This is a genomic window from Nonomuraea rubra, from assembly GCF_014207985.1.
In the GTDB taxonomy this organism is placed as follows: Bacteria; Actinomycetota; Actinomycetes; order Streptosporangiales; family Streptosporangiaceae; genus Nonomuraea; species Nonomuraea rubra.
Genome location: NZ_JACHMI010000001.1, coordinates 8,031,654 through 8,048,435, shown reverse-complemented (window position 1 = coordinate 8,048,435; position 16,782 = coordinate 8,031,654). Strand labels below are relative to the sequence as shown.

General features: G+C 72.4%; 16 protein-coding genes. 9 read left to right on the top strand and 7 right to left on the bottom strand.

Going from position 1 to position 16,782, the window contains the following annotated elements:
• Positions 1–12 precede the first annotated feature (12 nt).
• Positions 13–2,052 (bottom strand): serine/threonine-protein kinase, encoded by a 2,040-nt coding sequence (locus tag HD593_RS36495; RefSeq protein ID WP_185106478.1) that lies wholly within the window; start codon positions 2,050–2,052, stop codon positions 13–15.
• Between the two features lie 111 nt (positions 2,053–2,163).
• Between HD593_RS36495 and meaB the strand changes: the two genes are divergently transcribed.
• The 5 genes from meaB (at position 2,164) to HD593_RS36470 (ending at position 8,410) form a co-directional block, all read left to right on the top strand.
• Positions 2,164–3,123 (top strand): methylmalonyl Co-A mutase-associated GTPase MeaB, encoded by a 960-nt coding sequence (gene meaB / locus HD593_RS36490; protein WP_185106477.1) that lies wholly within the window; start codon positions 2,164–2,166, stop codon positions 3,121–3,123.
• Positions 3,124–3,289: 166 nt separating this feature from the next.
• On the top strand, positions 3,290–5,710 hold the full coding sequence (locus HD593_RS36485; protein WP_246546897.1) for a CehA/McbA family metallohydrolase: 2,421 nt from the start codon (positions 3,290–3,292) through the stop codon (positions 5,708–5,710).
• Positions 5,711–5,714: 4 nt separating this feature from the next.
• On the top strand, positions 5,715–6,656 hold the full coding sequence (locus HD593_RS36480; protein WP_185106476.1) for an acyltransferase domain-containing protein: 942 nt from the start codon (positions 5,715–5,717) through the stop codon (positions 6,654–6,656).
• Positions 6,657–6,719: 63 nt separating this feature from the next.
• Positions 6,720–7,340, top strand: a complete 621-nt coding sequence (locus HD593_RS36475) for a TetR/AcrR family transcriptional regulator (RefSeq protein WP_185106475.1) — start codon at positions 6,720–6,722, stop codon at positions 7,338–7,340.
• On the top strand, positions 7,337–8,410 hold the full coding sequence (locus HD593_RS36470) for an acyltransferase family protein (protein ID WP_185112343.1): 1,074 nt from the start codon (positions 7,337–7,339) through the stop codon (positions 8,408–8,410). Before HD593_RS36475 ends, HD593_RS36470 begins: the two co-directional genes overlap by 4 nt.
• Here the strand turns inward: HD593_RS36470 and HD593_RS36465 are convergent.
• From HD593_RS36465 to HD593_RS36455, 3 genes are read right to left on the bottom strand one after another with little or no spacing between them, the layout of a single operon-like run.
• Positions 8,368–8,769, bottom strand: a complete 402-nt coding sequence (locus HD593_RS36465) for an acyl-CoA thioesterase (RefSeq protein WP_185106474.1) — start codon at positions 8,767–8,769, stop codon at positions 8,368–8,370. The genes HD593_RS36470 and HD593_RS36465 overlap by 43 nt on opposite strands.
• Entirely contained in the window at positions 8,766–10,568 is a 1,803-nt protein-coding gene (locus tag HD593_RS36460; protein ID WP_185106473.1) for an AMP-dependent synthetase/ligase, read from the bottom strand. The genes HD593_RS36465 and HD593_RS36460 overlap by 4 nt, the downstream gene beginning before the upstream one ends.
• 50 nt (positions 10,569–10,618) lie before the next feature.
• Positions 10,619–10,792, bottom strand: a complete 174-nt coding sequence (locus tag HD593_RS36455; RefSeq protein ID WP_185106472.1) for a hypothetical protein — start codon at positions 10,790–10,792, stop codon at positions 10,619–10,621.
• A 25-nt stretch (positions 10,793–10,817) separates the two neighbouring features.
• Here HD593_RS36455 and HD593_RS36450 point away from each other — a divergent pair, with 25 nt between their 5' ends.
• The 3 genes from HD593_RS36450 to HD593_RS36440 all read left to right on the top strand — a co-directional run bounded on the left by HD593_RS36450 (position 10,818) and on the right by HD593_RS36440 (position 14,260).
• Positions 10,818–11,339, top strand: a complete 522-nt coding sequence (locus HD593_RS36450) for a CGNR zinc finger domain-containing protein (RefSeq protein WP_185106471.1) — start codon at positions 10,818–10,820, stop codon at positions 11,337–11,339.
• A 247-nt stretch (positions 11,340–11,586) separates the two neighbouring features.
• Positions 11,587–13,245: an ABC-F family ATP-binding cassette domain-containing protein gene (locus HD593_RS36445; RefSeq protein WP_185106470.1), complete on the top strand. Its 1,659-nt coding sequence runs from the start codon at positions 11,587–11,589 to the stop codon at positions 13,243–13,245.
• A gap of 37 nt (positions 13,246–13,282) precedes the next feature.
• Positions 13,283–14,260, top strand: a complete 978-nt coding sequence (locus HD593_RS36440) for a hypothetical protein (protein WP_185106469.1) — start codon at positions 13,283–13,285, stop codon at positions 14,258–14,260.
• Between the two features lie 60 nt (positions 14,261–14,320).
• On the opposite strand, the gene HD593_RS36435 is transcribed toward HD593_RS36440, so the two are convergent.
• Together HD593_RS36435 and HD593_RS36430 are read right to left on the bottom strand one after the other, a co-directional pair.
• Positions 14,321–14,581 (bottom strand): TFIIB-type zinc ribbon-containing protein, encoded by a 261-nt coding sequence (locus tag HD593_RS36435; protein ID WP_185106468.1) that lies wholly within the window; start codon positions 14,579–14,581, stop codon positions 14,321–14,323.
• A 58-nt stretch (positions 14,582–14,639) separates the two neighbouring features.
• Positions 14,640–15,494 carry a phosphotransferase gene (locus HD593_RS36430; protein ID WP_185106467.1) on the bottom strand — a complete coding sequence of 285 codons (855 nt, stop codon included), beginning with the start codon at positions 15,492–15,494 and terminating at the stop codon, positions 14,640–14,642.
• An 18-nt stretch (positions 15,495–15,512) separates the two neighbouring features.
• Here HD593_RS36430 and HD593_RS36425 point away from each other — a divergent pair, with 18 nt between their 5' ends.
• Positions 15,513–16,400, top strand: a complete 888-nt coding sequence (locus HD593_RS36425; protein WP_185106466.1) for a TIGR03619 family F420-dependent LLM class oxidoreductase — start codon at positions 15,513–15,515, stop codon at positions 16,398–16,400.
• On the opposite strand, the gene HD593_RS36420 is transcribed toward HD593_RS36425, so the two are convergent.
• Positions 16,397–16,777, bottom strand: coding sequence for a VOC family protein (locus HD593_RS36420; protein WP_185106465.1), 381 nt, complete (start codon positions 16,775–16,777; stop codon positions 16,397–16,399). The two genes, HD593_RS36425 and HD593_RS36420, sit on opposite strands and share 4 nt — an antisense overlap.
• Between the last annotated feature and the right edge of the window lie 5 nt (positions 16,778–16,782).

Below are 16,782 nucleotides of genomic sequence, written 5' to 3'. Positions count from 1 at the left end.
GGGCGCGGGCCGTCAGTAGGCGGCTTCCGCGTCGCACATCGTGACGGAGATCGTCCGCTTGGCGGTGACGGGGGCGGTGATGCGCAAGGTGACCGTGTGGGTGCCGCCGGTGCTGGTGAGGGTGCTCGGCGCGGTCAGGTAGCGCTGGCCGTTCTCGGCGATGGTGGCCGTCGCGCGGCCCGTGGCGGCGCCGTCGACGAGCCAGGTGTAGGTGAACGTCACCGGGGCGCCCGTACGGCGTACCAGCGCCTGGAGCGTCACCTCGCCACCCGCCCAGCAGTCGCCCGCCATGGTGCCGCCGGGGCGGACGTACATCACCCTGAGCCGGTCCGCGGTGGCCGACGGGGTGCCGGAGACGCCCTGGCCGTCGCTCGGGAGCGTGCTGGGGGTGCCGTCCGTCTGGGGGGTCGGTCTGGCCGTACGGGTGCGCCTGGGGGTGGGGGTGGCGGCCGAGGTCGTGGGGGCGCCGCTGACCACGGCGACGTTCTTGGTCTTGGGAGTGGGGGTGGTGGGGGTGAGCCAGACGATGGCGGCGGCCAGCGCGCACACGGACACGGCGGAGACACCCGCGATGACGACCTTCTTGACCCGGCGCCCCCTGCGCCGCTTGGGCGCCGGCGCCTCGCCTCCGTGCGGCCCGTCCCCCGGCCCGGCCGGCGGGTGCCGCGGCGGGTCGTCGAACGCCACGGGAGCGCCGAGCGGCACCCCCCGGTCCGAGGCTCCGAACGACGCCGTGGCCTGGGACGCCACCGCGCCACCGACCGGCTCGGGCGGCTGCGCGGCAGCGGCCGGCGTACCGGGTGGCTGCTCGACCGGTGAGGAGAGGTCGAACAGCGCCTGCAGCGGCGAGGTCGCCGGGCCGGGCCCGTCGTGGGCGACTCCGGGGTCGGCATGAGCACGCCCGTGCTCGGGCCTCACCCCAGGGTGGACGGCCGGCTCGGAAGCTTGCGGCTGGGCCAGGCCGTGCTGATGCGCCTGCTCGGGCCTGTGGTCGAGGCCCTGCCGGTGCGACTGATCGGCCGATGGGGCCTGGTCGTGCGGGTGTGCCCGGTCGGGCGGCTGCGCGGGGCCGCGCCTGCGCAGGGGGAGGCCCGGGCCGGGGCTCTGGGGCCGGGCGACGGGGTGGTCGACCGTGTCCTGCCAGGCGTCGCGCGGGTCCGGCGCCGCGGGCGGCTCCGGGAGGCGGGACGGCTCGGGGGCCGGTGCCGCGTACGGCGTGGAGGTCTGCCGGGACGGTGCGGAGGTCTGCCTGGACGGGGTGGAGGTCTGCCTGGACGGGGCGGTCAGGCGGAGCAGGACGTCGCGCATCGACGGCCTGGCCGCCGGGTCCTTGGCCAGGCAGGCCGTCACGACCTCGCGCAGCGGCCGCCCCAGCTCCCCGAGCACCGGCTCCTCGCGCAGGATGCGGTTGATCACCGCGGGCAGCGAGTCGTCCCCGAACGGCGGCACGCCCGTCGCCGCGAACACCAGCACGGACGCCCACGAGAACACGTCCGCCGCGGCCCCCACGGGCCGCCCCGCGAGTTGTTCGGGCGCCATGTAGGCGGGCGTGCCGACGATGTTGCTGGTCGCCTTCATGCCCGAGCCGAGCGCCGCGGCGATGCCGAAGTCGACGACCCGCGCCCCGTCGGGCCCGAGCAGGACGTTGGCCGGCGTGAGGTCGCCGTGGACGACGCCGGCCTGGTGGATCGCGTCCAGCGCGGTCGCGGTCGCCACGGCGAGCCGCTGCAGCTCCGCCCCGCCGCGCCGGCCCGCCTGCTGCAGCGAGGGCCCGTCCACGTACTCGGACACGATGTACGGCCTGCCGCTGGTCGAGGCGTCGAGCACCTGCGCGAGGCAGAACGGCTCGACGTTGCGCGCGGCGGCGATGTCCTTGACCAGGCGTTCGCCCACGGCCAGCCCCTCGCGCAGCACCTTGACGGCGACCGGGGTTCCGTTGCGTGCCTGGCCGAGGTAGACGACACCGTGGCCGCCCGCGCCGAGCCGCCCGACCAGCCGGTAGGGCCCCACCGCTGCCGGGTCGCCCTCGCGCAGGGGTTCGACATTGGGCATGAGGGGAGTGACTCCTGTGACGGCTGAGACAGAACATCGAGCACCCTACTGGCAAAAGTCAAGAAGTGTCAGAAGTTAGGCTGATCAACCGCAAAGAAAGGGGCAAGTGGGGTGCACTCGCTGGAGGACTACGCCGAGGGTGTGCGGGCGGGCTCCCGTACCTGGATCGCCCGGGCGATCACGCTGGTCGAGTCGACCAGGCCCGACCACCACGCGCTCGCGCAGCGGCTCCTGGTCGAGCTCACCCCGCTGTCCGGGCGGGCCCGCAGGGTCGGCATCTCGGGCGTGCCCGGGGTGGGGAAGTCCACGTTCATCGACGCGCTCGGCACCCGGCTGACGGCCGAGGGGCACCGGGTGGCCGTGCTGGCCGTGGACCCGTCCTCGACCAGGACGGGCGGCAGCATCCTCGGCGACAAGACCCGCATGTCCAGGCTGGCGGCGGACCCGGCCGCGTTCATCCGCCCCTCGCCGACCTCCGGCACGCTCGGCGGCGTCACCAAGGCCACCAGGGAGGCCATGGTCGTGGTGGAGGCCGCCGGGTTCGACGTCGTGCTGGTGGAGACCGTGGGCGTGGGGCAGTCGGAGACCGCGGTGGCCGACATGGTGGACACGTTCCTGCTGCTCACGCTGGCCCGCACCGGCGACCAGCTCCAGGGCATCAAGAAGGGCGTGCTGGAGCTCGCCGACGTCATCGCCGTCAACAAGGCCGACGGCGAGTACGAGCTGCCGGCCAGGAAGGCGGCCCGCGAGCTGTCGGGCGCGCTGCGCCTGCTCCGCTCCGACACGGCCCCGCCTCCCGTGCTGACCTGCAGCGGGCTCAGCGGCGCCGGGCTGGACGAGCTCTGGCGGCGGGTGCTGGCCCACCAGGAGGCGATCGACCTGCCGGCCAGGCGCCGCCGGCAGCAGGTCCGCTGGACCTGGACGCTCGTCCAGGACCGGCTCCTGGCCGAGCTGCGCGGCGATCAGGAGGTGGCGGCGATCACCGCTGAGGTCGAGCGCGAGGTGCTGTCGGGAGAGCTGACACCCGCCCTCGCCGCAGAAAAAATTCTGTCCGTGTTCAAGAGGCTTTGACCCGGATTGGGGCCCCGTTGAGCCCGGATTGAGAGCGGCATCGGTACTCCCCGGGTGGAGATACATCCCCCGGGGTTGAGAAAACCCCCTCTCCGCGGAGGCAGCCGAACCGAGCGTTCGGGTGATGCATGTCACGATGACGCGCAACCGAGTGGGGAGGGCTCATATGGGTGCGGAATCGATGCTGCCCGGCAGGGTGACGGAGGCGCTGGAGGAGTACGGGCGTCTCCTGGACGAACACGGGATCACCTGGGGCGAACCGGAGATCCATTACGTGAAGTTCTTCGCCAGGCGCCGGGTGCTGCCGCCCAGGTTGTTCGACCGGTTCTGGGAGCTCGTCTTCGAAGCGGTGACCGAGAGCCACCCCGACGAGCCGCGGGACCAGCTGGCAGCCCGGCTGGCCGAGCCCGACTACGACCGCGTGCTGCGCGACACCCTCGACGGCGAGCTGCCGGGACACCTCGTCGCCGTGCGGATCGAGGAGGAGAGCGTCACGCTCGAAGGAGCACCGCGCACGGTGCTGCTGCCCCCGGACCCACCCGCGACGACGGACCGGCCCAAGGACCGCCCCAGGGATCACCCCAAGGACCGGCACCCGGACCGGCACCCGGAACGGCGGCACCTGGACCAGCGGCACGCGGACCGGCACGGCAAGGGCGGCCGGCCCAGGGACAAGCCGTTCGTGGTGCTGCCGGGCGGCACGCGGGCGTCCGACAACGGCGCGGCCGCGGCACCGCTCCCGGCGGACCCGCCGACGCGCCCCGAGCCACTCCCCGAGCCGCTTCCCGGCCCGCTCCCCGAGCCGCCCTCCAGCCTCCCCGAGCCGCCCTCCAGCAGGCTTCCCGGCCGCGGCGAGGAGCGGACCTCGCTGCTCATCGACTCCAGGCGGGACGAGCCCTGCCTGGTCAGCGTGGACGAGACGCAGCGCCTGCTCCCCCCGCGCGGCGCCTGGCTGGTCGAGGTGGACGAGGACAGCATGATCATCGTCGACGGCGAGCGCGTCCGCCTGGACACCCTCCTGCGCCCCGTCCCGTCCGCCACGCTGCGCCTGGTGGCCGGCGTGCCCTGCCGCTGGAGCGTGGTGGCGGGCGACGGCAGCGGCTGGTTCCCGCCCGACGTCCCGCACCGCTATGACTACCACGGCCGCCCCTACTTCCACGGCGACGACCTCCGCCTCCAGGTGCCCTGCATGCAGCTCACGGTCACGGCGGCCAGGGGCATGGAGCACGACGAGGCCAGGACCAGGCTGGTCCCGCGCCCCGGCGGCGAGCACCTGGTCGAGCTGACCCCCGCGCGCCTGTACGACGCCGCCGCCCGCGGCTGGTACGGCGGCGACCTGCACGTGCACCTCAACTGGGCGGGCGACCTGGTGGCCGTCCCCGCCGACGCGGCCGCCGCCCAGCACGGCGAGGACCTGCACGTGCTCAACCTGCTGGCGGGCAACGTCTCCGGCAGGCGCGTGTACGACAGGGAGGCGCTGGAGCACTGGACGGACCGGGACCTGCCGTGGTCCGACGCCACCCACGTGGCCAGGATGGGCGTGGAGTACCGCAACGACCTGCTCGGCCACATCTACGCCTTCGCGCCCCGCGCCGCCCCCGGCCGCTACCACACCGGCTTCGACGGCGACGCCGACTGGCCGCCCAACGCCGACGGGCTGCGCGAGCTGCGCGGCCTCGGAGCGCTCGTCGGCTACAGCCACCCCTTCCGCACCCCCATCGCCGACGGCGACCCGCCCAAGGGCATCGTCTCGCCGGTGCCGCGCAACTGCGCCGCCCGGGAGCTGGTCGCCGACGCCGCGCTCGGCCTCGTGGACAGCCTCGACGTGCTCACGCACGCCTCGATCCCGGCCACGGCGTCGGTCTACAGGCGGCTGCTCGGCGCGGGCAACCGGCTGGCCGTGACGGCGGGCACGGACGCGATGATCTCCTTCACCCGCTCCGACACCCAGTCGAACCCGCCCGGCTGGGCCCGCGTCTACGCGCGCGTCGAGGGCGAGCTGACCGCCAGGTCGTTCGCCGCGGCCGTACGCGCGGGCCGCACGTTCGCCACCACCGGCCCCTGGCTGGAGCTGTCGGTCAACGGCCACGGCCCCGGCCACGTGCTGCACGCCGGGCGGGGGCAGCGCATCAGCGTCACCGCCACCGCCATCGGCCCCGAGGTGACCGCCGTGCGCATCCGCACTGCGGAGGGCGTGTGGGCGGGCGCCGAGCGGCTGCCCGCCGAGGACGGCGCCAGCGGCCGTCCCGGATACAGCGTCGTGCACTGGGGCAGGGGCGAGGACCGGCTCACCGTGACGGCCGAGCTGCGCGTGGACGCGCCCACGTACGTGGTGGCCGAGGTCCTGTGCGACCCGCACCCGCGCACCCTCACCGCCACCGGCTACGCCCTGACCAGCCCCGTGTACGTGGACGTGGACGGCAAGCAGGTCGCCAGGCGGGAGGACGTGCGCTGGTGCCTGGAATGGCTGGACGGCCTGGAGACCCTGATCAGGCAGCACGGCCGCCTGGCCAGCCCGTACCAGTTCGGCGACCACATGTCGCTGCTCCAGCAGGCCAGGGCGGTCTACCTCGGGCGGCTAAGCTGATCCGATGGACGTCAAGGCCCTGCTGCACGCCCATCCCGAGTGGCTCGCCCACCTGGAGTCCGCCGACGGTCCCGACCTCGTCCTGCCCGCCGACCCCGTCCCGGAGCTGCTGCGCCTGACGGTCCCGCACGAGGACCTCGGCGCGGTGCTGGCCACCAGGCCCGAGCCGGGCAGCGGGCAGTGGTGGCTGGCCGAGCGGTGCGTGCGCTCGCTGGTGTCCACGATGGGCAGCCTGGACGGCCCGCCGTTCTTCCAGCCGCTGCCCGAGCTGGGGCCGTACTTCTACGTGCACGTCTTCCTCGGCGCGGTGCCGCACACCCTGGCCTACCACCGGGAGCTGGGCATCGCGCCGGAGGTGTCCTGGGCGACGCTGGCCGACCTGGGCCGCTGCATGGCCGTGCACCGCAAGCGGTACGGCCATGGCGGCCTGCACGCGCCGTTCTGGCTGATGCTGCACGCCAGGGGCGTCCTGTACGCGCTGGGGCGGCTCCAGTTCAACCGCGACACGCTGAGCGCGAGCGTCGGGGAGGCCGTACGGGCGGCGGGGATGCCGGCGGGGCCGGGGTCGCCCGCGCTGGGGGTGCACATCCCCGACTTCCTCGGGCCCCTGGCGCCGGCGGCCTGCGACGCCTCGTTCGCGCTGGCCAGGGAGTTCTTCCCGCGGCACTTCCCCGGCGAGCAGGTCAGGGTCATGACGTGCGGGTCGTGGCTGCTGGACGACCAGCTCGGCGCGTACCTGCCGGACGACTCCAACATCCTCGCCTTCCAGCGGCGCTTCCACCTGCTGGAACGGTTCGGCGACGGCGACATGCTGGGCTTCGTGTACGGCGAGCACGCCGGCGACCCGGCGGCGCTGCCCCGGCGCACGCGGCTGGAGCGGGCCATCGCCGACCACCTGGCCGCCGGCGGCACCTGGTACGGCCGCCTCGGCTGGCTCCCCTTCTGATCCACCCGGCTGAAAATCTGGCCGGTCGGCCAACATGGCGTCCACACGTGCTAGATTTTGGCCATGCGGTCAGAAAATGAGCCAGGTGGCCAGAAGGGGCGCTCGTTCATCGAGGAGGCCAGGCGGGCGCAGATCATCGCCTCGGCCATCGAGGTCATCGCCGAGCTCGGGTTCGCCCAGGCGTCGCTGGCGAAGATCGCCGCGCACGCGGGCATCAGCAAGGGCGTCATCTCCTACCACTTCGCCGGCAAGGACGAGCTGATGGAGCAGGTCGTCGAGCACACCTACGGAGCCGTCGCCGAGCACGTGTTCGCGAGGATGGACGGCATCACGTCGGCGACCGAGCTGCTCAGGACGCACGTCATGGCCGTCGCCGAGCACATGCTCGGCCACCGCACCCAGGTCAGGGCGCTGGGCGAGATCTTCGGCAACCTCAGGACCGCGGACGGCAACCCCCGCTACGGGATGCACACCAACGAGGAGCTCTACCAGGGGATCGAGCTCATCTACCGGCTGGGACAGCGGACCGGGGAGTTCCGGCAGTTCGACGTGCGGGTCATGGCCGTCACGCAGCAGGCGGCCATCGACCACATGTTCGCCTACTGGATCACCCATCCCGGCCACGACCTCGAAGCACACGCCACCGAACTCGCCGACTTGATGGAAAGGGCGTGCCGAGCATGAAAACGGGGACCAGGACGAGGCTCTACGCGATCGACAACCTGCGGATCTTACTGACCGCGCTCGTCGTCGCCCACCACGTCGCCATCACCTACGGCAACATCCCCCTCTGGTACTACGTCGAGCCCGCCAAGGACCCCTCCGGGATCGCGCTCGACATCCTGGTCGTCACGAACCAGGCGTTCTTCATGGGGTTCTTCTTCCTCCTGTCCGGCTTCTTCACCCCCGGCTCCTACGACCGCAAGGGCGCCCGCGCGTTCGTCCGCGACCGGCTGGTGCGGCTGGGCATCCCGCTGCTGGTCTACCTCCTGCTGCTGCGGCCGCTGGCCGGCATCGGCGGCGTGCTCGGCCGGGGCGACATGCCGTTCTGGGAGTACTACCTGCGCTCGTGGGACCCGGGGCCCATGTGGTTCGTCGAGGTGCTGATCGTCCTGGCGCTGGCCTACGCGGGCTGGCGGGCCGTGCGCGCGCCGCTCGACCAGCGGCCCGCGCCGCTCGCCACGAAGTGGATCGTGCTGTTCGCGGCGGGGCTGGCGGCGGCCACGTTCCTGTGGCGGCTGCTCGTGCCGACCACCAGCTACTGGCCGGTGGTCGGGCTGCCGACCCCGTACTTCCTGCCGCAGTACGTCTCCATGTTCGTGCTCGGCTGCGTGGCCTTCCGCCGGGGCTGGTTCGAGACGCTGCCCGCGCGGGCCGCGGGGCTGGGCTTCACCGCCGCCGGTGTGGCGACGCCCCTGCTGCTGGTGCCGGCGCTGCTCACCACCGGGGCGCTGTCGACGGCACTGATGGCCGCATGGGAGTCCGCCCTCGCGGTCGGCTTGATCATCGGCTTCACGGTGTGGTTCAGGGAGCGGCACAACACGCAGGGGCCGCGCGGCCGGTTCCTGGCCGAGCACGCCTTCACCGTCTACATCATCCACCCGCTCGTGCTGGTCGGGCTGGGCTGGGCGCTGCGGCCGCTGGAGACGATCGCGATCGTCAAGTTCGCGGCCATGCTGCTGCTCGCGCTGCCGCTGTGCTGGTGGATCGCCTACCTGGTGCGGTCGCTGCCGGGGGCCAAGCGGGTGCTCTGAACGAGCATCCCCGGCAGCGGGGAGGGGCGGCCGCCGCGCACGCACACGTACGTGATCGTGCCGACCGCCACCAGCTCCTCCCCGCGCCGCATCGTGAACGTCATCGTGATCGAGGTGGAGCCGACCCTGGCCGGCACGGTCTCCACCGCCAGCACGTCGCCGAGCCGGGCGGGCGCGTGGTGCTCGCAGCCGCTGACCTTGACCACCAGGTCGGCGCCCTCCTGCCGGAGCCGCTCGTAGCCGCCCCTGGCGCCGAGCCAGTCGAGGAAGGCGTCCTCGAAGTACTCGTAGTAGCGGGTCGCGTGCATCATGGCCTGCGCGTCGCAGTGCCGTGGCCGCACCGGCAGGTGGGAGATCACTCGTAGAAGGAGTCGAGCGTCGACCCGTGCCGCTCCTCCACGGCCTTGCGCTTGATCTTGAGGCTGGCCGTCAGCTCGCCCGTCTCCACCGAGAAGTCCTCGGCCAGGATCGCGAACTTCTTGACCGTGGCGTAGCTGGCCTCGCCCTCGTTGACCTGCTTGATCGCCTTCTCGACCTCGGCGCGCATGCTGGGGTGCTCCCGCAGCTGCTCGGGGTCCTCGGGCAGCGACTCGGCCTGCGCCCACGGCTTGACCACGTCCATGTCGAGCGTGACCAGCGCCGTGACGTAGTTGCGCCGGTCGCCGTGCACGAACACGTGGGACACGAACGGGCAGGCCGCCTTGATCCGGCCCTCCAGGTACGTGGGCGCGACGTACTTGCCGCCCGAGGTCTTGATCAGCTCCTTCTTGCGGTCGGTGATGCGCAGCCGGCCGGCCTCGTCCAGCTCGCCGATGTCGCCCGTACGCAGCCAGCCGTCCTCCAGCGCCTCGGCCGTCTCCTCGGGCAGCCCGTGGTAGCCGCGCATGATGCCGCGCCCGCCGATGAGGATCTCGCCGTCGTCGGCGATGCGCACCTCGGTGCCGGGCAGCGGCAGGCCGACCGTGCCGAACCGCACCGACTCGGGCCGGTTGAGGAAGCTGCCCGCCGACGACTCCGTCAGCCCGTACCCTTCGAGGATCGTCAGGCCCGCCGCGTCGAAGAACTCGGCGACCTCCTGGTTGAGCGGGGCTGCGCCGGAGATGAAGAAGCGGATCCGGCCGCCGAACCGATCGCGCAGCTTGGCGAAGACGAGGCGGTCGGCCAGGGCGTACTCGGCGCGGGTGGTGGCCGGCACGGCGGCGCCGCGCTGCCTGGCCGCGACGACCCGCCGGCCGGTCTTGCGCGCCCAGGTGAAGATGCGCAGCTTGAGGCCGCCCTCGCGTTGCATGTTCGCCACGACCGTGTTGTGGATCTTCTCGAAGATGCGCGGCGCGGCGGCCATGACGGTCGGCCTCACCACGCCGAGGTTGTCGGCGATCTTGTCGAGGCGGCCGTCGATCACGGTCGGCACGCCGATGCCGATCATCACGACCTCCAGCAGCTTGCCGAACGAGTGCGACAGCGGCAGCCACAGGAAGTGCAGGTCGGACGGGGAGATCAGCTCGATCTCGCGCACCGCGCCGGCCGCGTAGAGCCAGTTGTCGTGGGTCAGCTCGACGCCCTTGGGGCGGCCGGTGGTGCCGGAGGTGTAGATCAGGGTGGCCAGGTCGTCCTCGGCGATGGCGTCCACCATCGCGTCGTAGTCGCCGGTGGCGGCGGCACTGTCGCCACTGTCGCCACTGTCGCCACTGTTGCCGCTGCCGCTGCTCAGCGAGGCGAGGGTGATGACCCAGCCGTCGTCGCTGGCGGAGCCGTCGATGACGATCACGTGGGTGACGTCGGGGAGCTCCTTCTGGACGGACCTGAGCTTGGTCACCTGCTCGTCGTTCTCGGCGATGACGATCGTGCTGCCCGAGTCGGTGATGACGAAGGCGGACTCGGCGGCCGTGTTCGACGGGTAGATCGTGGTCGTGGCCGCTCCCGTCGCCAGCACCGCCAGGTCGCAGACGATCCATTCGAGGCGGGTGGAGCAGAGGATCGACACGCGGGTGCCGGGCCCCGAGCCCAGGCCGGACAGCGCCAGGGCCAGGCCGCGCACCTGCTCGCCCACCTCCCGCCAGGTGAACGAGGTCCACCCGCCGTCGGAGGGCACACGGTACGCCTCGGCGTCGGGAGTTGCCGCGATCCGGTCGCGCAACAGGGAGGGAATGCTGGACATGCCTGACCTCCTGGGGGATGTAGGCCCGACTCTAGGACGACGGCACCGTCTCAGTCGATGGTCATCTTCGAACGCGCGCCCGGCGTGGCGGTGCCGACCAGCAGCGCGGTGCGCACCTCCCAGACGCCGCAGGAGCACTTCAGGTACGACACCACCCCCTCCGAGGTGCGGTGGGAGGAGACGACGGTCATGGCGAGGGGGTCGTGCAGGTCTCTGGTGTGCATGATTCCAACCTGATGTAATGACCTTATGCATTTCAACGCTTACGGCGGCAACGGGGCGGCCCTCGCGGCGGCACTGGTCAACGCGACCGACTTCAGCCCCGGAGCGGTCGAGGCGATCCTGACCGAGCACCGCATGGTGCGCGCCGCCGTGACCGCCGGGCAGGCGGAGGAGCTGCGGGCGTGGGCGGCCAGGCTGGCGCCGGTGTTCGGGGAGCGGGACCAGGAGACGCAGATCAAGCTGGTCAACGACCTGCTCGACCTGACCACGTCCAAGCCGTACGTCAGCGCCCACGACGGCCGCGAGCCGCACCTGCACTTCTTCTCCGTCGACGCCGACATCGTGGCCCGGTCGAGGGACACCACCGCGGGCGGGCTGGCCATGGCGCTGTCGTTCGCCGGAGGCGACCGGCTGGGGCGGTGCGGCAGGGCGGGGTGCGAGATCGTCTACGTGGACACCTCGCGCAACGGGCGGCGCCGGTTCTGCTCCCTGAGCTGCGCCAACAGGGTGAACGTGGCGGCGCACCGGGCCCGCAGGCTTGCCACCTGATCGCCCGGTCACATAAGCTTCTGGGCGTCCTATCGCCGATTCGTGGGGGCAGCCGACGTGAGGATCTGAGGTCGCGGGCACCGCGCCGTTCGGCCCTGTCATGGGCATGCGCGTATCACCTGGACCTCGAGGACATCCTCGCCCCCCTCGTCGCGGACTCCGACTCCGAGTTCCCGTGTGTCGCGCGTGTATGCGGTGTTTCCCGCCAAGTCACGAAATTTCGATTTTTTGTGATGGGAGCCGCCTTATGCCTTATTCCATTGTCGTCGATCACGTCTCCTTCGCCTGGCCTGACGGGACCGCCGTGCTCGACCGGCTCGACGCCGCCTTCCCCGCCGGGCGTACCGGGCTCATCGGGGTCAACGGGTCGGGCAAGTCCACCCTGCTCAGGATCATCGCGGGTGAGCTGGCACCGCGGTCCGGGTCCGTGTCCGTCTCCGGCGTGGTCGGGTACCTGCCGCAGAACGTGCCGCTCGGCGCCCGGCGTACCGTGTCGGACCTGCTGGAGATCAGCCGGACGCGGGCCGCGCTGCACGCCATCGAGCGCGGCGACGTGGCCGATGAGCACTTCACGGCCGTCGGCGACGACTGGGACGTGGAGGAGCGCGCCCTGGCCGAGCTCGACCGGCTCGGGCTCGGCCACCTCGGCCTCGACCGTACGGTCGGCACGCTGTCCGGCGGCGAGACCATCATGGTCGCACTGGCCGCGCAGCTGCTGAAACGGCCCGACGTGCTGCTGCTCGACGAGCCCACCAACAACCTCGACCTGGACGCGCGGCACCGGCTGCACGCCGCCGTCGCCGCCTGGCAGGGGGTGCTCCTGCTCGTCAGCCACGACCGGGCGCTGCTGGAGCTGGTGGACCAGATCGCCGAGCTGCGCGACGGGGCCGTACGCATGTACGGGGGCAACCTCGGCGCGTACGAGGAGCAGGTCGCCGCCGAGCAGGAGGCGGCCGAGCGCTCGGTGCGCACCGCGGAGGGCGAGGTGCGCCGGCAGCAGCGCGAGCTCATCGAGGCCAGGACCAGGATCGACCGCGGCCTGCGGACCGGCAGGAAGGCGTTCGAGAACAAGAAGGTGCCGAAGATCGTCGCGAACACGCTCAAGGGCAAGGCCCAGGTGACGGCGGGCAAGCAGCGCACCCTCCACCTGGAGAAGCTGGCCGAGGCCCGCGAGCGGCTCACCGAGGCCGAGCAGGCCGTGCGCGACGACGCCGGGATCCGCATCCAGCTCCCGGGCACCGAGGTGCCCGCCGGCCGCACGGTGCTCACGCTCCCGCTGGAGCCACCGCGCCGAGCGGACGCGGGGTCGCGCCGGGCGGACGCCGGGTTGCGCCGGGCGGACGTGGAGCCGGACGTGGAGCCGGAAGCGGGGTCGTCCGTGGCGGTGCTGGAGGCGCTGGTCGTGCGCGGGCCGGAGCGGATCGCGCTGCTCGGGCCCAACGGGTCGGGCAAGACCACGCTGCTCAAGCGCATCCTCGCGCACGGCGCCCACGTGCCCGTCCGCTACCTGCCGCAGCGGCTCGACCTGCTGGACGACCGGCTGAGCGTGGTGGACAACGTGCGGGCCCTGGCACCGTCCGCCTCGGTGAACGACGTACGCGCCGGGCTGGCCCGCTTCCTCTTCCGCGGGGAGCGGGTCAATCAGGCCGTCGGCACGCTCTCCGGCGGGGAGCGCTTCCGCGCGACGCTCGCCGCGCTGCTGTCGGCCGAGCCGCCACCGCAGCTGCTCCTGCTCGACGAGCCGACCAACAACCTGGACCTGGCCAGCGTCCGCCAGCTCGCGCAGGCGCTGTCGGCGTACCGGGGCGCGCTCATCGTGGCCAGCCACGATCTGCCGTTCCTGGACACGCTGGGGATCACCCGTTGGCTGCGGCAGGATCGGGAGGAGGGACTGACCGAATCGTAATTGACGGTTGGGGATCAACCGGACGATAGTGTGGCAGGTGGCTACACCCCGGTTGATCTCCAGCGTTCTCGCTCTGGTGACGCTCACCTCCCTCGGCGCGTGCTCCTCCGGCGCGCTGTCGCCGGCCGGAGGCGAGCCCAAGGTCACCGGCGTCGCGGGCGGCAACGGCATCGTCCCCCAGGCGGGCACCGGCGGCGGCCAGACGTCGGCCGCGCTGACCCCGGAGGCGTACAAGGGAGAGCTGGAGAGCCGGCGCGAGGCGATGGCCGACGCGATCACCGCGCTGGCGGGCGCCCGCGGCGTCAAGGCCCTGGACCAGCGGGTGGGGCGCGCCGAGGAGGAGCTGAACGGCGCCGCCGACGCGCTGTCGGCGCTCACCCCGCCCGAAGCCGTACGCGCCCAGCACGAGACGTACGTGACCAGCCTGCGCGACGTCGCCACCAGGCTGGGCAGCACGTCCGACAAGGTCGGCGCACGCGACCTGTGCACCTCCTCCGCCGTGCTCGCCGACCTCGGCGACCGGCTGAACGCGCTGGACCAGGCCGGCAAGGCCCTGCAGAGCGCCGGCGGCTACCCGGCCGACGTCGTGTCGGTGAAGGCGGGCGAGCGGCAGACCAGGCGGCTGCGCAACGGCTCGTTCATCCGCAGGAGCGCGCTCAACGGGCGCAGCTCGCTGGAGATCGACAACGGCGACAGCCTCGACGCCGTGGTCACCGTGCTGAGGGGCGGGAGCAAGGCGTTCAGCGTGTACGTGCGGAAGAAGGCCAAGTTCAAGATCAAGGGCGTGCCGGACGGCAGCTACAAGATCTACTTCACGCACGGCGTGGACTGGGACGGGAAGACCAAGGCGTTCACCAGGGACTGCAGCTTCGAGCGGTTCGAGGAGACCGTGAAGTTCAAGACCACGGTCACCGCCACGCAGATCCTCTGGCACGACTGGCGGATCACGCTGCACTCGATCAGCGGCGGCAACGCCCGCACCGCACCCGTGGACCCGGACGACTTCCCCGAATGACCGGCAGGGGAAAGGCCGCGCACTGCATCCGCACGCGGCCCTTGCCCTGATCAGGTCTCGTCAGGTCGAGAACAGCATGCCCACCCAGCTGCGCTGACGGTGGTGGCCGCCGTAGTGGCCGCCGCCGTGGTGCGGGGCGCCCCAGGCCGGGCCGGGGGCGGCGGGAGGCGGGGGAGCCGCGTGGTACTGCGTCTCCATCCGGGTCAGCGTCTCCAGCTCGCCGTAGTCGAGGAAGATCCCTCGGCAGTTGTCGCACTGCTCGATGTGGACGCCGTTGCGCTCATAGGTCCGCATGTTCCCGCGGCACTTGGGGCACTGCATCTAAGTCGCTCTCCTTGACTCGAGGTCTCAGGGTGAAACCTACCGCGCGCAACCCCCGTCATGCTCGGACGATTCTGTTGCACGATTCGATTAACGAGTGCTCGACCTCGTCGAGTTCCCGGCCCTCGCTGTCGGCGTTGACCACGGCCACGGCGGCGAGCTGCACGGTCAGCGCCCGGGCGGGCACGTCGAGGCGCGCCCACGGGTCGTCGCCCTGGCCGAGCGCCGGCCCGCCGGAGCCCAGGTAAGCCCCCAGGAACCGCTCCCACACCGCCGGTTCGAGCAGGCCCGCCGCGTACCAGGCCGCGGGCCTGGCCAGGTCCCACGCCGGGTCGCCGACCCCGAGGTCGTCGACGTCGATGAGCAGCCACCGGTCACGGTGCACGAGCTGGCCCAGATGCCAGTCGCCGTGCGTGAGCAGGCCGGGCAGCGGCCGCGGCTCGGGCAGCTCCTTGAACGCCCGCCTGACGAGCTGCTCCACCGGCCCGTCGCCGGTCATCCGGCTCACCGCCCTGGCGGCCCTGGCGGGCCCTCCGGCGGGCGGCAGCGCGGGCACCAGCGTGAGAGGAACGGCGTGCAGCCTGGCCAGCAGCCTGGCCCCCTCCTCCCACGGCGCGGAGCCCGGATCGTCGTGCGAGACCGGACGGCCCGCCGGCCACACCGTGACCGCGCGCCCGCCCGCCGACAGCACCTCGCGCTCCAGCGGGGCCAGCATCACCCCGCTCACCGAGGCCGACGCCGCGGCCCGCAACCTCGGCCGCAGCGACTCGGCGTCGTCGCGCGCCGAATGGGCCTTCACCACCACCTCGCCCATGCGTAACACCACGACGTCCGTGCGCGTCGGGTGTAACACGGGCTTTCCCGCGCCGCCGTACGCCGCGGCGATGCCCGCCAGCTCAGCTTCAAGACCCACTCGTACAGACTAGGTGCCATGAGAGTCGGTTTCGCCGTACCCGTGTCAGGGCCCTGGGCCACACCCGAGAACATGCGCCGCATCGCCGTCCGCGCCGAGGAGCTGGGCTACCACGAGCTGTGGACGTTCCAGCGGCTGCTGTACCCGGTCGGGCACCCGATGGGGCCCACCTACCGCGCCGTGCACGACCCGATCGTCACGCTCGCCCACCTCTCGGCCGTGACCAGCCGCATCCGGCTGGGCGTCGCGGTGATCAACGCGTACGTGCAGCCCGTGCCGCTGGCCAAGCAGCTCGCCACGCTGCAGACGCTCTCGGGCGGCAGGCTCACCGCCGGGATCGGGCTGGGCTGGCTGCCGGAGGAGTTCGAGGCGACCGGCACCGACATGGCGCGGCGCGGCCGCAGGGGCGAGGAGTTCGTCGAGGTGCTGCGCAAGGCGTGGACCGACGACGTGGTCGAGCACGACGGCGACTTCTACCGCGTGCCGCCCGCCCACCTCGACCCCAAGCCGCTGCCGGGCCCGCCCCAGATCCTGCTCGGCGGCACCGCCGACGTCGCGCTGCGCCGCGCCGCCCGGCTGGCCGACGGCTGGGTCAGCTCCAGCAGGGAGGACCTGGCCTCCATCACCGCCCGCATCGGGCTGATCAAGGACGAGCTGGCCGCGGCGGGGCGGGACGCGAGCGCGTTCCGGCTCGTCTGCCGCGGCTCCACGCAGGTGCGGGCCCAGGACGAGGAACGCCCGCTGACCGGCACGTACGACAAGATCAGGCGCGACGTCGAGGCCCTCGGCGCCGCCGGCGTCACGGAGGTCTTCCACGACCTGAACTTCGACCGCGAGATACCCGAGTCCGGCGCCAAGGAGGCGATGCGCCGGGCCGAGGAGGCGCTGGAGGCGCTGGCGCCCTAACCGCCGCCGTACGGCACCGTGATGATCTCCAGGTTGTGCCCGTTGGGGTCGGACCAGTAGAGGCCGCGCCCGCCGTCGTTGGTGTTGATCTGCCCCGCCTGCCGGTGGAACGGATCGGCCCAGTACGTCAGCCCGCGCTCCTTGATCCGGCCCCAGATCTGGTCGAACTCGTCCTCGCTGACCAGGAACGCGTAGTGCTGCGACGGCAGCTCCTCGCCCGCCTGCACGACGTCGATCGACACGTCGTTGCCCAGCGAGACCACCCGGAACGGGCCGTACTCGGGCGCCGGCTCCAGGCCGAGCAGCTCGACGAGGAAGGCGGCCGTCGCGTCCCTGTCCCTGGCCGGCATGATGGTGTGGTTCAAGTGGACGGACATACTTG

Excerpts from the sequence above, each read along its gene's own strand:
- HD593_RS36495 (WP_185106478.1), bottom strand. The coding sequence starts at position 2,052 with ATGCCCAATGTCGAACCCCTGCGCGAGGGCGACCCGGCAGCGGTGGGG.
- HD593_RS36485 (WP_246546897.1), top strand. The coding sequence starts at position 3,290 with ATGGGTGCGGAATCGATGCTGCCCGGCAGGGTGACGGAGGCGCTGGAG.
- HD593_RS36480 (WP_185106476.1), top strand. The coding sequence starts at position 5,715 with ATGGACGTCAAGGCCCTGCTGCACGCCCATCCCGAGTGGCTCGCCCAC.
- HD593_RS36475 (WP_185106475.1), top strand. The coding sequence starts at position 6,720 with ATGCGGTCAGAAAATGAGCCAGGTGGCCAGAAGGGGCGCTCGTTCATC.
- HD593_RS36470 (WP_185112343.1), top strand. The coding sequence starts at position 7,337 with ATGAAAACGGGGACCAGGACGAGGCTCTACGCGATCGACAACCTGCGG.
- HD593_RS36460 (WP_185106473.1), bottom strand. The coding sequence starts at position 10,568 with ATGTCCAGCATTCCCTCCCTGTTGCGCGACCGGATCGCGGCAACTCCC.
- HD593_RS36455 (WP_185106472.1), bottom strand. The coding sequence starts at position 10,792 with ATGCACACCAGAGACCTGCACGACCCCCTCGCCATGACCGTCGTCTCC.
- HD593_RS36450 (WP_185106471.1), top strand. The coding sequence starts at position 10,818 with ATGCATTTCAACGCTTACGGCGGCAACGGGGCGGCCCTCGCGGCGGCA.
- HD593_RS36445 (WP_185106470.1), top strand. The coding sequence starts at position 11,587 with ATGCCTTATTCCATTGTCGTCGATCACGTCTCCTTCGCCTGGCCTGAC.
- HD593_RS36435 (WP_185106468.1), bottom strand. The coding sequence starts at position 14,581 with ATGCAGTGCCCCAAGTGCCGCGGGAACATGCGGACCTATGAGCGCAAC.
- HD593_RS36425 (WP_185106466.1), top strand. The coding sequence starts at position 15,513 with ATGAGAGTCGGTTTCGCCGTACCCGTGTCAGGGCCCTGGGCCACACCC.
- HD593_RS36420 (WP_185106465.1), bottom strand. The coding sequence starts at position 16,777 with ATGTCCGTCCACTTGAACCACACCATCATGCCGGCCAGGGACAGGGAC.